We start from the raw sequence: 16,581 nt of genomic DNA on the forward strand, positions 1-16,581 counted from the left end.
TTCAGAACTCAACATAATATACGTAAGGCAGCACAGAATCTGTTATTTTGAGATTTCCAGAATGCTTTCGACAATACTGGTGGAGGCCTGCTCGCAAAAATCTAATCCGGAATAATCGGGATTGAAACCGCCAATGTAGGGAACTGCCATGATGTAAACACGATTATTAGCAACTCCTGCCCTGTCGACGATCTGAAAATTGTCGTTGATCGTAATGCCGGGTACTTTTAAGTAATAGTCACCATTTACTTCCTGTGTTACATCTTTATTACCTTTTGCCATGGCGGCACTTCCTTTGTCCACAGACTTAAATTTGATCAGCGCCGGACTAATCGTTTTATTCTTTACAAGGCCTTTGAACGGAAATGCCTCAAAATCCAGGTGCGGCTGGCCAACACAGTCGACAAAAGTTTCAAAACGTACTGATAAATCCTGTTCTGTTTCGTCGGTGTAATGATAAGTAACCCCGCCTGTTTTTTCAGGTTCTACCCGACTATCGTCTCCAACCGAAACAATGTCCAGTTTCCCGGCATCGTTCAATGCAAGCAATTCGTCACATGAACTTTGAGGCGCAAACGCAATTACTATGGAAATCAATGGCATTAGTACCTTCTGGAGCCGGAGCATGTCCTCTGCCGACAAATATTTAGCAGGATAATTCATGGCAAAACTAAGTACAGCGAGCATTTCCTTCCAATAAACAGATTCCCTCCTTTTAATGGATTTCTCCGCTTCCTTGTATTCAGCTCTGAAAAGTTCAAACGGCTCCATTTTTTCGCGCTTGCCCATCATAGCTTCCACAAATTCCTCCATGCTGAGATCTTTAATAAAAGCATGAAAATCAGGATCCTTTCCGATAAATAAGTCTTTGAAGTCTTTTTCAAAAATAAAATCAAGTGACAAAAACCCTCCATTCCTGGATATGTGTTCATCCAGTTCTTCACGGCTAAGCAAAGAGTCTGTTGATAGCAGTGGTTCTTCCAGGTGAAAACGGATTGCAGGCAGCATGCCACTTCTGGAGTGCATGACCAACTTAAAATTAGGAGAATCGGCTGATGGTTCGAATGAAACTTTACCATCTTTTTCCTGATGAAATGTACCGTTATTTCTGGCAAGTGTACGTATCGCATCAATGGCAGTGAGGGAAGAACCCTTAATCGCAACAGGATGATTCAGTTGTAAATTAAGCTTTGCCGGTGGATAGGGTGAATCAAAATAGCCAGGAATTTTACCTTCATTTTTGACCGGCCATTTGTGGCCTGTACAAACAATTACACAATCGAACTCCGCAGTCCCGGTTTCTTCTATTTCAATCCGCACTTTTTTACCATCACGCAAATCCTCAATATCAGTTACTTTACAGCCATAATGAACCTTCGTTTTAATACCCGCTTTTTCAGCTTTTTTTAGTAACAAATCAAACTGTGATGACAGATACATGCCAAAAAACAAACGTGGTAAAACTTTATATTCATTAAACTTCTCTTTTTCAATGTTAAATCTGGACAGTATTTCGTCCGGCAAGGCTTGTACCCAATCTGCAATAGAGATTACAATTTCAGGAATTTCATTATCAGATACGTTCGTAACGTGTTCAATATTAGCACCATCCGAACTGTATGGCATACCCGCCCCCAATTGTTTTTTGGACTCGAAAATGTCAACTTCAAAATCGGTCTGGTTGGATTCTACCAGTCTCTTAAAAACAAATAATCCACTCGGGCCACCTCCCAGGATGGCAATACGCTTCTTCAATTTTTTCGTTGTCATTCAGATGTAAATAAATCCGGCGATACCTGTGAAATGTACTCGTTTTTCCCTGGTGCTAAAAACAATTGTACCAGTACTAATTTTGGAATGATTTTTATGCCTTTTGCCGAATAAAAGCTACAAAACAGCAATTTCACATCCTCTTAAACCAACATGAATGCTGCTTTCCGAAATATGGATTTATCCTGTAAAATCGCTGGGCGGAATACGTCTTACCGAGTCACTGGCTGAAGAAAAAGGTTTACAATACGACCGCCGTTGGATGGTTGTGGACGAAAATGGAACATTTCTGACCCAGAGAGTTAACGCAAACATGGCTTTACTGGATGTTTCTTTACAAAAGGACGGCCTGCATTTATCACATCGTTTTGAAGCAGCAAATTCCGTACATATTCCTTTTGAACCTGTAACAGGTGAAATTTTACTGGTAAAGGTTTGGAATGATGTAGTTATGGCCCGAACAGTATGCGACCAGGCAGATGCATGGCTAAGCCAGCAGCTTAATAAAAAGGTCAGGATTGTGGAAATGACTGAAACCACCGGACGGAAAATGAATCCGGAGGATACAGAACAGGAAAGATCCGTAAGCTTTGCCGATGATTTTCCTTATCTGCTAATTTCGGAAGCATCGTTGTCGGATTTGAACAGCAAACTGGATGAACCGGTTGAAATGAAGCGGTTTCGCCCGAATTTTGTCGTTTCCGGAACCGGCCCGTTTGCAGAAGATTCATGGAAACAGATCCGAATTGGAAACATTAATTTCGAAGTTACCAAGCCATGCGAACGTTGTGTGCTTGTCACTATAGATCCTCAAACCGGATCAAAAGGCCGTGAACCCTTAAAAACACTGGCAGGTTATAGAAAACATAAAAACAAAATCCTTTTTGGGCAAAATCTGATTGCCATAAAACATGGGATAGTGCGGGAAGGCGACGAAATAACATTGTTGGAATAAATTGATTGGTACAGTTTTAGTGCTGATTTGAGCATAAGTTTAATTTCAATAGAATAATCACTACCATGTCGAAAGATAAAGAATATCAAAACTGGCTATCTCATGTAGAGCTGAGCAGCCACGAAAACATATATGATCTGTATAACTCTGTTAACAATTTTGAAGGTTCCGGCATATTTTATACTTCAAAAGAAGTAACAAATACGGGAAACCAATACCATGTTAAAGCTGACGGAAACGCAGAAACCCTATTGCTTGATTCGGATGAAGACAAGTTTGCTTTTCTGAATTATCTGGCCCAAAATTACACAGATGCCGAAAAAGGAGACATTGATACCTGGTACAAACTCAAAACTGAACTGGGAAGAATTGATTAAACACAACAGCAAACTAAAAACCGCAAGATAGAAATCGGCAGAAATGGGTAAACTAACCTGTTCCTGCCGATTTTCTTTTATGAAAACCTTACGGTAAAAAATAATACGTCTTATGCCGGAATTTTTACCCGGAACAACTCAGGACAAGTCTTTAAGTAAACTATTATACTTGTCTATTGTACTTTCAAAATTCCTGATACCGGTTTCGTAAATCACTTTAAGTGAATGCAGGTCAGGTATATCCGACTTGTAACTTTCGTCCCCTTCCAGTTCTTTATCCAGTTTGGGCAAAAGTACCAGCAACTTTTCCAGCGATTCTGTGTTCTGTTCAAGCCGGTATGTATTCCAGTCGATCAGAAGCTGATACCTTTCTTTCAGGGATTCATTTTTCATATATGGTGTTTCAGTTTATAACAAAAATGACCTGATAAATTATTGTGCCCAGTAATAATCCGCCGGTTAACATTCAGCTTTCGAAGCAGAAACCAATTTTCAGCATTGGAAGTAAATGTCCCCTTCAATTCAACCAATACAATGTGTAAAACGGCTGGCTTATTTTTTAAATATACAATGTTATCGTAGATTGATACGAATATGATTATCTCTCATTATACCTGAAATTCATCTGCTATCATTATTACATTTTATGCCTCTCAACGTTAAATTATGCCTCGTACTTATTATGTTTTTCTCAGGTACAAAAGTTGCAGTATGTCAGTCAGATACACTAATCTGGCATGAAGGGATCAAATTGAAACAAAGTGATTTTTCAAAAGGCATCAATTACGTTGATATCGTACTGCATTACAGCTATACTTTTGAGCATAGTGCATTTGGTAAAGTAACACCGGTTATTATCGCTGATGTAATTTTTAATCGGGAAACTTCGAGTATTTCCGATTCAACTTCGAATTATTTAAAATATGCACAGCTTATGTTTGATATTGAAGGGTTTGGCAGCAAACTCCTGCGATATAAAGTACTGCAATTGGGTGAATTAAAAGGATCCGACCAGGAATTGAATAAGAAATTAGACCACGTACTGTTTCAAACGAGTCAGGAAACAGCGCTTCTAAAAAAAGAAATGAATCAGGACATCCAATCAAAAAATGTAAATGAAACCTATAAGATCTGGGAAGTTAAAATTTATGACCTCATCAACAAAACACCAAACGTTTTATTAGAAAATCAATTGGCTAAGTGGCAATTGGGATGTTTTATAGGAATTGCCAACAACATTTTTGCTGGTAAAACCAAAAACTATTTTAAGAATGCAACAGGCCTTAATTATGGTTTTGAAGTCGATGTCAGGAAATCAAGATTTGCCATAGATCTGACCCTGGCACTTAATAAATCTAACGCGTTGCTGGAAAGGAATGGAACCTGGCAGCCCAATACCAAAACCAGCCTTGCTGCAATTGAATTAACTTATGGCATTAAAATCCCGGGAAATAAATGGCTCACTGTGCCTTATGCCGGACTGTCCGTCAATGAGATTACTCCAAGAAAAGCAGATCGTGAAGACAAACGCAAGCTAACCGGTTACAGCCCGGCAGTCGGAATCGAGCTGAACAGAAATTTTAGAAACCGGGAAAAATATGGTGAGAAAGTAACTTTTTTCTACAAGGCCAAACTGTCGGTCAACCCTTCAAACATGATCAGTAAAATTGGCGGAACCCAGGTAAATTTCCGTGTCGCTATTGGATTTGACACATCGCTCGTAAAAAAAGGCTCGTGCAAAAGAACTGATTTATTTTTGAGTATAAACAGGAAAATCCATCATAGCTTAAAAGATTTGATTTGATAAAATAAATCAGTACTATTTTATCAAATCATTTTTCAGATGTGAACAACAAAACGGTCCCATACCGAAGATGTCTGTGCCGATTCCGGGCCAAATGAAGTGGTGTAATATTCTCCTTTCAGTGTTAAACCGCTGATTGTTTTTTCAATGCTGATCTTCAAAAATCCGTGTTGGTCCTCGCAGTAATTATCCAGTTTTACACCTTCGAATAATGGGTGTCCGGTCTCAAAGTTTTTATCGTTTGTAAGCGCAATCGCGTGTAACCCATCGTAACCTCCTGCCCCGGCAACAATAAAAGGAACCTGTTTACCATCCTCATACTGCTTTGTAAACCGCTGGTAATTATGCACATGCCCGCTAAAAACAATATCGGGACGAATTCCGGTTTCTTCAAAAACACTTTCCAGTAAAGCAATCATTGCCAGACTTGAACCATGATTAATATCTGCAGAATAAGGTGCATGATGCAGGCAAAGAATAATGGCTTTCCCTGGCCTTTGCGAGTTGGCGCTTTTCAGTTCTTCTACAAGCCAGGTCCGTTGTTCCGAAGTGATGATGCCAAATTTGGGCACATTACTATGAAGGCCAATGATCACTGCAAGCGGAGATTGTAGTGACCAGAACAAATTGGGCTGGATCATACTTTTCCGTTTGGCATTCCCACTGAATGCAACAGTGCGGGGAGCAGTGTCACAAAATACATTTACAAATGCATCCAGGCTCTTGTAAGGTACTTTGCTTGCATGATTTACATCACTGTCGTGGTTGCCCGCAATGGCAAAAATGGAGGAAGGGTAATTTTCAAAAGGCTCAAAAAACTGTCTTTTATACTCTTTTGCTTCGCCGTGATTATATACGACATCACCCAGATGATACAAAAACTGAGGCCTGTCGCCGGAAGTTTCAGCCAATTCATATTGTTTGGACATTTCGCCAGCTACATGGCGGAGAAAATCCGAATGATAGATACTGCCGGTATCACCCAGCATATGAAATACCATTTTCTGATCGTCGGTTATCGGCTGTATTGCCTGCAAATCCAGATGAAAAGGGTAAGTGCCTGTTGGTTTGGGAGTAGGTTGAAAATTATAGGAATCGTCCGGTTGAAACTTTTTTATTACCGGTACATTATATTTCTGAACGTGAGTTGACATACTTGACTGATCCGCGGTTTATGTAATAATAGCGGAAATTCAACTAAAAAAGTTCTGAAATAAAAATAATGTAACCTAAAATGACAAATAAATAATCAATTGCAGCCATATGTTGTATAGGTACAGGTTTGGCTGAACAGGACTTTACAGGGTTTCACTTACCGATGAAATTAAGTTGTATAAAGTCATTATTCGCCATCCGAAGCATAACCGGAAGGTCAATGTTATGTTTTCTGAATACCTCAGCAATGTGATCTTCCGAGGCATTTTCGTTACGTCCATACAACTTCCTGATATCGCTCCAGAACCGGTTGCCTTCCTTTGTTTCAGCCCAGTCAAATGCAAAAATAACCAGATTATACCTGCTGTAATCCCTCCTTACTTTATAACGGATATCTACCTGTGCAGCCATTCTTTCGCTGATAAGGGACGGAAATTTATCCCGATAAATCTGAGCTTTATTATCTGAGTTCATAGGTATAGTTTTGTAATGAGCTTTACAGAAGCGGACGAGATTTAACTACGGTATATTTTTATCCAAATAATACGATAGTTATTTTTAGTAATAATACCAATAATTTTAAATTATATCTACATATTTTGTAGTATAATTTTAATTTCTCAAAGCAAAATTCGAAAATTTTAATAAAATATTTGTATTGTGCAAATTTTCAGCTTGGTAGAGCTACTGTTTGAAAGCTATATAAAATGAGGAACCTTTGCCAGGCTCACTTTCTACCCAAATTCTACCATGATGTTTGTCCATGATCCTTTTCACAATGGCCAGTCCGACTCCTGAGCCTGCAATGTCTTTCACATTGTCGAGTCGCTGGAATAATCCAAAAATATCCGACAAATGTTTTGTGGCTATACCCATTCCATTATCGGTTATTTCATAAATAATTTCTCCGTCGACCAGTGACCCGTCAATATAAATAACAGCAGGATTTGAATTCAGTGAATATTTGACTGCATTAGCTAATAAATTGGAAAAAACTTGCCCAATCATTAAGCGGTCCCCATATAAATCGGGTGTTCTTGAAATTTGAAATTCAATTTTTCTTTCAGGATATATTACTTTCAATTCTTCAATAACCTCCTCAATCACAGATCTGGTCTTTATATTTGTCCGATACAGATTCAGATTACCAATTTGTGAGTACTGTAATATTTCATTGATCATCCGGTTCATTCTATCAGCTCCTGCAATAATGCGGCTGACTGCAAATATGGAATCCTCAGACTGGACATCCATTTTTAACAATTCTGAATAACCTTTGATCGCAGCTATCGGATTTTTCAGGTCGTGCGAAATCGTATAACTGAATGTATCCAGCTCATCATAGGCCAGTTTTAGTTTTTCATTCATTTTACTGATTTCGACAGCTTTCTGGTTTATAGCAAAAACCACATCTTCCCTCAGCCGTGTAACAGAGCTGATCTCCTGATCAGTCCATTTACCGGATTTCTCCTTAAATGATTGAAGCCAGACCTCGAAAGATAAACGCGGTGAAATATTTTTCATTCCTTTATCAATAACAGTCTCCATCTTGTCGTTTGGATTTCCCGCCCATCTGATTGTCTGCCTTACCTCTGGCTTGAAAAGTATAATATATTCTTCCTCGTTATTTGAAATTTTCAATACCATTATTCCGCTTGCAATATCACTGAAAACCGTTGCGGGCGGGTAAACTACGGATAATTCTGAGGTGTAATAGAGTGACGTTATTGTTTGTGTTTTAAGCCAAAGAACTAATTCTTTCATCTGGCTATCATTCGGAGTTTTACCTAGTTTACAAAAATTATTATCAAACAGCAGCACAGCTCCGGTTACATCTGCAACATCTAGTAGTGTTGTCTGATGGCCGGTAAGTGCCATTTTCAGGTTATCGCTGCTATGCAGATACTTGGATAATGAATCTCCGCTTAATTTAAACTTCTCGGAGACCAGTATATTTTCTTCATCTTTTTTGAACTCAAGACCTGATGAAAGAATTAATCCTAACAACCATGCGGATTCCCTGGCCTTATAGTCGATATAACGCGGTGTATAATTATGACAGGCGATCAGTCCCCAAAGTTCATTCCTGTACATCAGTGAGATACTGAAACTTGATTCCACAGTCATATTTTTCAGATACTGGATGTGTATTTCCGACACCGCCCTTAGCTGCGAATATGTAAGGTTCAGCGGTTTATGTTCCAATATAGGCGATGCAAGAACAGGAGACGGAATACTATGAACGTTCCCGATGAGTCTCGTAAAATTTTGCTTATAAAGTTCACGTGCCTGCTTAGGAATATCGGATGCAGGATAATGCTGCCAGAGAAAAGGTTTTAAATCTTCGTTTTTTGCTTCTGCAATTACCTCTCCGTGGCCGTCTTCCGCAAATCTGTAAATCATGACCCGATCATACTGAATGACTTTTTTAACCTGTACAACCGTATTATGAAGCAGATTTGAAAGATTTCTGTCAGCAATCATTTCTGACATAGAACGGCCTATTACCTTTTGTATATTCGAATGTAAATCTTCAATAGCTGGCTCAAATTCAAGTAAATAATAAGGATCAGCCGGTGAAAGAAGCAGATAATAAGGCTGGCTGCCAAGATTAACCGGATACGGCCGGTGTTGCTCAAAGCCGGACTCAATTGATGAGCTTATAAGATTGCTGATAAATTCAGCCGGGTTGTTTATACCGAAGAAAGTCAAAAGCCGGTTTACGTTCTGCCCAAACAGTTTATCTGTTAATTCCGGCAAAAATGATTTTATATTTTCACTGTAATAGCAAATGATCTGGTCTTCATCAATACCAACCAGAAAACCATGAGATTGTATATGGCCGGAAATATGGATAGGCTCTGAATCACAATTATTCAGATTAACAACTGTATTTTTCATTTGATTATTTCTTCACAAGTGGTTCAGCGTCTGAAGAGTATATAAATGATAAATCCAACTATTTTGTACTATGGTCAGCCGCAATGTTTCATGCAAGATAGAACAAATTTGCATCCTTTTGTTTTACAAAAAAAGGGCAGAAATAGAAGTTCTGATATAAATTAGAAATCTGGCAATTCACATCTGGCCATATACGCCAGTATTGCAATCTCAGGGACTTATAACCTGCGATTGCAATACTAAACTTAATCCAAAATTTATTATTTTTTATTTAACCGGCTCCGGGTCCAGGAGATGAACTTCTACGTGAAGCGAATCCAGGGTTGCATTTCCATACTGTGTAACCATAGCTACATCAGCTGCGTCACGTCCATGCGCAATTTCGATCCGGTATCCTTCGGTAAATTCCTGAACTGCGTCGAAAGTATACCATTGATTACCAATAAATACTTCAAACCACGCATGCAAGTCCATTTCCTGAAGTTTGTCCAGATAACCGACAGTCATACGTGTGGGAATGCTCAGGCTGCGGCAAAGTGCAATAGCCAAATGTGTAAAGTCACGGCAAACACCAATTCGATTCTGAGCGAGGTCAAGCGCAGTAGTTGTCGAATCAGTAATACCGTACTGATACTTCACATTATTATGTATCCATTTCCTGATCTCTTCAACCTGGTCGTAGCCTGGTACAAAATTACCGGCAATTTCCATGGCCAGTTTGCTAATTTCGGGTAAATCCGACTGACAATACCTGCTTGGAAGTATGTAATGCATCACTTCATCGGGCAGGTCTCCAATTGGAATGTACGCAGGAACCGGATTAGGTATAGGCTTGGTAACATTCACCTGAGCCTGCACTTCCGTAGAAATCGTTACCTGCCCAACAGGTAAAACAAAGCGCTGGCAAGGGTTTCCATAAAGGTCGGTATATTCAGAAAATTCAACGGATGGATTGATCTCAAATCCTTCCTTTATCACCGATTGGCCATCCTGACGGCGTGGGCGTAGCATTGTAGTTACGTTGGTTGCTGCGTACACGCTGTAGGTGATTACGCTTTTTCCTGTCATTTTCATATAATTCCTTAGTAATCTGTTTGTTTGATAATGTATCCCTCTAAAAAACCCATGCCGGAAAGGGAACACAGCAAGTGACATGAAAGATAAATTATATATTTTATTATTACGATCTTATGATTTTTTTCTGCCCATACAGAAACGGATCTTCCTTTTACCTTAAATTCTGCCGAACCATCCTCACCAATCATAACTTCATCTTGAACGTGGCCCAAATAGTCAACGTATATTTTATTGGCATTTCGTACCCCCGCATTCATAACTTTCGATCCGTCCTCACCATTTGAAATGATCACCGCACAACCCGATTTTTCGTGTGCGTCGTCGCCTTCCCTTGTCCAGCCAATACAGTTCATTTGATCAAAATAGTCATTCTGTCTTCCATAGGCCTGGTGTTTTCTCGCACTTAACATCACCTCAATCTGATCCAGTTTGTTGAGTGTTATTTCATGATTCTCGCCATCATTGCCTTCATCTTCATATTTGGCTCCATACAGATCAGTGTAAAACATACATGGATAGCCGTCCTGGCGGAACAGTATAATTGCATAAGCCAAGGGCCTGAACCAGAATTCCACAGTCTGTTCCAGGGATTGCAGCGGCTGTGTGTCGTGGTTTTCAACGAGTGTCACGGCAAGCTGCGGACAGCTCTGAACAAGCGTATTATCCAGGATTGTACTCAGGTTATAATCACTATTTTCTTTGGACGCCCGGAAAAAATTAGCTTGTAAAGGTGCATCAAACAACGAAACACGGCTGCCGGTTGCTTCAATATAATCGAGCATAGATTGCAGATCATAAGGTGCCCAGTATTCTCCTACAGTATAAAACTCTTTTTTATATTTATTCCGGAGGTGATCCAGCCACTCTATATAAAATTCCGGATCCATGTGTTTGATCGCATCCAACCTGAAACCATCAAATCCAACGGTTTCATAAAACCATTCTCCCCAGCGCAAAAGTTCTTCTCGTACGTGCGGGTTCCTGAATTCTATATCGGACAGCATCAGGTAATCATAATTCCCGTTTTCCAGGTCCAGCACATCCTGCCAGCCTTCACCATATTGGTTCTGGATACTATAAATGGCAGTTTCCTGATTACTGGCATTATAATCCACTCCTGAGAAACATTGAAAGTCCCAGACAAAATCGGAGTACTTCCCTGCCCTTCCCGGAAATGTAAATTTGGTATAAGCCTCTATGTCAAAAGGTTCACTGATAAATTCGTTCCTGTTTTCAGGTTCTACTTTTTTGACCGTTACTAATTCTTTTTCATCTGCTCCACCCATGTGGTTTAAGACGATGTCAACATAAACCTGCAAACCAGCCAGTTTCCCGGCTGCAATAGCATCGATCAATTCTGTTTTGGTGCCATATTTTGTTCTGACTGACCCTTTTTGGTCAAATTCTCCTAAGTCGTAAAGATCATAAGAATCATAACCGGAAGACTTGCCCCCTGCCATTCCTTTGTGTGCAGGCGGAAGCCAAACCGTATCGATCCCGATAGATTTGAGCCTTTCAGCTTCATTTTTAAAATGGTTCCACAAACTTCCGTCAGCCGGGTAATACCATTCAAAAAATTGAAGCATTGTATAATTATCCATGTATAGGGAATATATTTAAAATCTGATTTGAATAAAAATGTATTCCCATTAGCAATAAAACATCATGCCCCAAGAATTGGCTTGTACTCTTATTACCATACGTTCTTGAATAAAACATATAATCCAGCCATTTTAGATGAAACGGAATCATAATTACCGTTAAATAAATATCATCGCTATGATCTTGTATCTCTGATGCAAAGTTTTTAAAGTGTGAGAAAAAAATTGTAACTTGGATTGATCTCATTTTAACAAAATTTCACTTCCGTTTCAATGACTAAAAATTTACTCCTTCTGACATCTTTGATGTTTGCTGTTCTGCATGTGCAAGCACAAACGGTAGCTGAACCAGCAGACTCAAGCTGGACCAGGATTTACCGTAACTCCTATCGCAGGATCAATGATCTGGTCCATACAAAACTGGAAGTGAAATTTGATTATGAGAAATCCTATATGTATGGCAAAGAATGGCTCACGCTGAAACCTCATTTTTATCCTACTGATTCCCTCCTGCTGGATGCGAAAGGAATGGATATTAAGGAGGTTGCCTTGTTTAGTGCTGCAAAAAAAACTAATCTAAAATATCAGTACGATAGCCTTCAGCTAAAAATTACGCTCGACAGGATTTACAAGAAAAATGAAAAATATACGATTTATATCGCCTATACGAGTAAACCCAACGAATTGAAAGTTAAAGGAAGTGCAGCAATTAATGATGCAAAGGGTTTGTATTTCATCAATCCGAAGGGCGAGGATAAGGACAAACCCATACAGATATGGACGCAGGGAGAAACTGAAAGCAATAGTGCCTGGATGCCGACGATTGACAAACCCAACCAAAAGTCGACTGAGGAAATATACATGACTGTGCCGCAAAAATATGTGACGCTAAGTAACGGGGCGCTGATCAGCCAGAAGAAGAACCCTGATGGAACCAGAACTGATTACTGGAAAATGGATCTTCCACATGCGCCTTATCTTTTCTTTATGGGCGTTGGGGATTTCGTTATTGTCAAAGACCAGTATAAAGGCAAAGAAGTAAGTTATTACGTAGAAAAAAAGTATGCTTCTGTTGCCCGCAAAATATTTGGTTATACGCCGGAAATGATGCAGTTCTTTTCACAAAAACTTGGAATCGAATATCCATGGAACAAATATGCGCAGATGGTGGTGTACGATTATGTAAGCGGTGCCATGGAAAATACCACTGCAACGCTGCACGGATTATACGCTTATCAGAATGCACGTGACCTGACAGATAACAATGGATGGGAAACCACGATTGCACACGAGTTATTCCATCATTGGTTTGGAGACCTGGTGACGGCAGAAAGCTGGAGTAATTTAACAGTCAATGAATCCATGGCCGATTTCAGCCAGACGTTATGGATGGAATACAAATACGGTAAAGATGCCGGTGACGATGAAAATCAATACGGACTGAGAAATTATTTATCGGATTCAGCAGGTGCAAATAAGGATCTTGTCAGGTTCAGATACCCGGATAAAGAAGATATGTTTGATGTTGTATCCTATCAAAAAGGTGGCAGGGTACTGCAAATGCTTCGAAATTATGTGGGTGAAGAAGCATTTTTTCAATCGTTAAACCTGTATTTAACGACCTATAAATTTAAAACTGGTGAAGCAGACCAGATGCGCCTGGCATTTGAGGAAGTTACGGGGCAGGATTTGAACTGGTTCTGGAACCAATGGTATTTCGGAAGCGGCCATCCCGATCTTAAGATTGAATATCAATACGATGATAATGTAAAGAAAGCAACCCTTATCGTTCAGCAAATGCAGAATACTGGTAAAATTTTCAGGTTGCCGGTTGCAATTGACATTTATGAAGGATCTGAAAAAAGAGGTACAAAACCTGGATTGAAAATAAAACAGACACGCTGACTTTTAGTTATTCAAAACATCCGGACCTTATCAATTTTGATGCGGATAAGGTTCTGTTGTGCACCAAAACGGATAACAAAACACCTGAAAATTACATTCACCAGATCAAACATGCGCCCTTATTTGTAGACCGGTTAGAGGCACTGAATTATTTTTCCAAGAATGAAATGAAAGAACTGGCCACCGGACTGACCGACAAATATCCTAAACTGCGTGAAAAGGCAATTGAAAACCTGGAAAAATCGAAATTCGCAAAGGATACCGCTGTCATTTCAATGATATATAAAATAGCATTGAATGAAAAGAATAAATATGCAAAAGCCGCTGCTATCACGTTTTTAAACGAAACTAAGAATCCGGTGTATAAGGCATTATATGAAAATAATGTAAGTGACAGCAGCTATTCTGTATCGGCAGCAGCATTGGAAGGATTAATTACGCTTGTACCCGAGCAAGGTTACACGCTGGCAAAAAAATATGCTGGTGATGCCAAAGAGCGGTTGGCTACAATAGTATTGGAAGAAATGTCAAAAAAAGGAAATGATGATGACCTGGGTATCGTAACAGATTTATACGAAAAAATGCCATCATGGAGGAAAATGATGAAATCGGAAAACTTTGCAGACTACTTCATCCATCTTCAAAACCCCGATACTGTTAAACAAGGTGTTGATATGCTGCTTAAATCCAGGAATGAAGTTCCTGTTCAATATCGCATGTACACAGATCCCGGTTTCAAAAAAGGACTGGACAAACTGGCAAAAGCCAAAGGACAGGAGACTTCGGATTATATAGAGAAAGGGTTGAAATAACTTAAACTTTCAGCTCACCCCGATTTGCAATCGGGGTGGTTTTGGCTTCGCGTTTGTAACGCGCTGCCCTGTATAAGAAAACAGCAATGACTTTCGATGGCTAAACCTGCAATGGCGGGCCCGATTAATTTGGATAAATTGACCATGGAAGAATTCAATATATCACATCGCCATTCCCCTTGGTAAAGCATAATACAGGGTTGTCCCTTTTTCCAGCGTACTTTCAGACCAGATTCTTCCATTTAACCTGTCAATAAATTCTTTACAAATCGAAAGGGCTACTCCTGCTCCTTTTTGAGATGAACTGCCATTTAATACACCGGAACTCATTTTAAACAGCTGCCCGTGCTGTTCTGAACTCATACCACAGCCTTCATCTTTCACGGCAATTATAATCTCATTGTCGGTACAACTGGTGCTGATAAAAATATTACCTTTCTGAGGTGAAAACTTTACAGCATTATGAATAAGGTTTCGGTTGATAAACTGAATGATTTCTTTATCCGTATTGATAATAGCATGTTCAGGAACCTGGTTGATCAGTGATATTCCTTTGGCTGTTATTGTCGGGTTGTGCATGGAAGCGGCCTGTTGCATCAGGTCATGGATCAGCAGCTCCTCCTCTTTATATTCATAACCTGCATACTGTTTTTTAACCCAATCCAGTATATTATCAAATGTCAGCAATGTATTCCGGACTTCTTCCTGTAAAGAATTGTAGAAGTTATCCAGGGAGCCTTTTTCAAAATCATTATCTTTCAAAACATTGATCATGCCCAGTGTGGTTGTAAGCGGCGAGCGGAAATCGTGCGCAAGCATAGAAATAAGGCTTGCCTTAAAATGATCGGATTCCTTCAAAAGCAAATTCTGATCAATCACTTTCTGGTTAGCAACCTTGTACCTCATACTGCTGACAACCAGATTTTTATTAAGAAAAAGAATGTATATAATGGTAATTACTGCAATAACTGAAAATCCAATTAACAGATAAATCATTCTCTGGTCACTCTGTTGCTGTACCTCAAACTCAAATCTTTTTTGCTGAATATTGTTAAATTCGATATAATCGCCAACAAAATTTTTGTTACTCTTATTTTCCCGTTCCAGGCCGGCAATCAAAATTCCGTTTATACGTGCAATATTGCGCTGGTCATCTTTTTTGTTATATGCTTTTAGTAATGCTTTCAGCATTTTAGACTTCATAGTACTAAATCCATTATTCACCGTAAGCTGAAAACCTTTTTCGTAACATTTGATAGCATTATCCAGTTTATCAGACAATAGAAAATACCGCGCATAACTATCCAGGGCAAGTATTTCATAGTAAGGCATTTGGTATGACCGTGCCATTTCCAAAGAACCAAGTATGATGGGCAGCACACTTTTTAGCTGTCCGGCCTTTAACAGTTTTTCAATCCGCAGGTTCTGAATGAAAAGTATCGCCCGGTTATCTTTATAATCGACTGCAATTTCGTAGCCTTTATCAAGATAATAGTCTGAAGAATCTGCTAACAAATATGGTTTTAGCATGGCATATTTTGCATAGAGCATACTCATAGCCGAATCACCAGCGAATTTTTCAGTCTGCTCCAAAGCCAAACGTGAGAATTTAGCAGCATTTAAGCTATCACCCAGATCATGATATAAGACAGCGGAATTCATCGTCATCAGAATAACTTCTTTATCATATTTACCTGCCTGATACTGGAATAATGCTTTTGTAAATAACGCAAGTGACTGACTGGGAAAGCCTTTCAGATACATGGCAGTTGCAATATTCACAAGCGCATCGGCCTTGCCTTTGGAATACGAGAGCCGGTCGGACATGTGTTTGGCGCGTATGCCGTAGTTGAGGCAGCTATCGGCGCTGTTCATATATGATAAAAATCCAATTCGGTTTAAAACATCAACGTATTGGGTGCTATCTTTTATACGGACGATCTGATCTTGAAGACGATTGAGTTCTGACTCTTGCCCGTTACAGATAGAATATAACAAAGCAATTATTAAGGTGGTTAAATTGACTGTTCTGGAAGTTATAAATGTGTGTTTGCATCCTGATTCTTTGATAGGTGTATACCAAGAAATTAATAATACCGCTAAGTAAGTAAAAATGAATTAATTCTACAAATTGATTGACATTATTTTACAATTAATTTTGATATAGTAGCAAAACTTAGTAATTTTTCCCAGAAAAGAAAATAGATTTAATATTTATATAGAA

Annotated in this window: 13 protein-coding genes; 5 read left to right on the plus strand and 8 right to left on the minus strand. The window is 39.2% G+C overall.

The window, feature by feature from the left end:
* Positions 1-42 precede the first annotated feature (42 nt).
* Positions 43-1,770, minus strand: coding sequence for an FAD/NAD(P)-binding protein (locus KZC02_RS03030; protein ID WP_221392754.1), 1,728 nt, complete (start codon positions 1,768-1,770; stop codon positions 43-45).
* A gap of 157 nt (positions 1,771-1,927) precedes the next feature.
* Here KZC02_RS03030 and KZC02_RS03035 point away from each other — a divergent pair, with 157 nt between their 5' ends.
* The gene (locus KZC02_RS03035; protein WP_221392755.1) at positions 1,928-2,725 is read left to right on the plus strand and encodes an MOSC domain-containing protein; all 798 of its coding nucleotides are present in this window, start codon (positions 1,928-1,930) and stop codon (positions 2,723-2,725) included.
* Positions 2,726-2,790: 65 nt separating this feature from the next.
* Positions 2,791-3,102 carry a hypothetical protein gene (locus KZC02_RS03040; protein WP_221392756.1) on the plus strand — a complete coding sequence of 104 codons (312 nt, stop codon included), beginning with the start codon at positions 2,791-2,793 and terminating at the stop codon, positions 3,100-3,102.
* 138 nt (positions 3,103-3,240) lie between these two features.
* Here KZC02_RS03040 and KZC02_RS03045 read toward each other — a convergent pair whose 3' ends face one another.
* Positions 3,241-3,495 (minus strand): hypothetical protein, encoded by a 255-nt coding sequence (locus KZC02_RS03045; RefSeq protein WP_221392757.1) that lies wholly within the window; start codon positions 3,493-3,495, stop codon positions 3,241-3,243.
* A 253-nt stretch (positions 3,496-3,748) separates the two neighbouring features.
* On the opposite strand from KZC02_RS03045, the gene KZC02_RS03050 reads away from it, so the two are divergent.
* Positions 3,749-4,906 (plus strand): hypothetical protein, encoded by a 1,158-nt coding sequence (locus KZC02_RS03050; protein ID WP_221392758.1) that lies wholly within the window; start codon positions 3,749-3,751, stop codon positions 4,904-4,906.
* A gap of 35 nt (positions 4,907-4,941) precedes the next feature.
* On the opposite strand, the gene KZC02_RS03055 is transcribed toward KZC02_RS03050, so the two are convergent.
* From KZC02_RS03055 to KZC02_RS03075, 5 genes are all read right to left on the minus strand, one after another.
* Positions 4,942-6,060 (minus strand): metallophosphoesterase, encoded by a 1,119-nt coding sequence (locus KZC02_RS03055; protein WP_221392759.1) that lies wholly within the window; start codon positions 6,058-6,060, stop codon positions 4,942-4,944.
* 154 nt (positions 6,061-6,214) lie between these two features.
* Positions 6,215-6,535, minus strand: coding sequence for a hypothetical protein (locus KZC02_RS03060; protein WP_221392760.1), 321 nt, complete (start codon positions 6,533-6,535; stop codon positions 6,215-6,217).
* A gap of 210 nt (positions 6,536-6,745) precedes the next feature.
* Complete coding sequence (locus KZC02_RS03065; protein ID WP_221392761.1) at positions 6,746-8,962, minus strand: ATP-binding protein; 2,217 nt, start codon at positions 8,960-8,962, stop codon at positions 6,746-6,748.
* A 267-nt stretch (positions 8,963-9,229) separates the two neighbouring features.
* Entirely contained in the window at positions 9,230-10,030 is an 801-nt protein-coding gene (locus tag KZC02_RS03070) for a transglutaminase family protein (protein ID WP_229253974.1), read from the minus strand.
* Positions 10,031-10,044: 14 nt separating this feature from the next.
* Positions 10,045-11,640: an alpha-amylase gene (locus KZC02_RS03075; RefSeq protein WP_221392763.1), complete on the minus strand. Its 1,596-nt coding sequence runs from the start codon at positions 11,638-11,640 to the stop codon at positions 10,045-10,047.
* Between the two features lie 273 nt (positions 11,641-11,913).
* On the opposite strand from KZC02_RS03075, the gene KZC02_RS03080 reads away from it, so the two are divergent.
* Together KZC02_RS03080 and KZC02_RS03085 are read left to right on the plus strand one after the other, a co-directional pair.
* Positions 11,914-13,545, plus strand: a complete 1,632-nt coding sequence (locus tag KZC02_RS03080) for a M1 family metallopeptidase (RefSeq protein WP_221392764.1) — start codon at positions 11,914-11,916, stop codon at positions 13,543-13,545.
* Positions 13,546-13,601: 56 nt separating this feature from the next.
* Positions 13,602-14,357, plus strand: a complete 756-nt coding sequence (locus KZC02_RS03085) for a hypothetical protein (protein WP_221392765.1) — start codon at positions 13,602-13,604, stop codon at positions 14,355-14,357.
* Positions 14,358-14,519: 162 nt separating this feature from the next.
* Here KZC02_RS03085 and KZC02_RS03090 read toward each other — a convergent pair whose 3' ends face one another.
* Positions 14,520-16,232 (minus strand): sensor histidine kinase KdpD, encoded by a 1,713-nt coding sequence (locus tag KZC02_RS03090; protein WP_221392766.1) that lies wholly within the window; start codon positions 16,230-16,232, stop codon positions 14,520-14,522.
* Between the last annotated feature and the right edge of the window lie 349 nt (positions 16,233-16,581).

Source organism: Dyadobacter sp. NIV53 (assembly GCF_019711195.1).
Lineage (GTDB): Bacteria > Bacteroidota > Bacteroidia > Cytophagales > Spirosomataceae > Dyadobacter.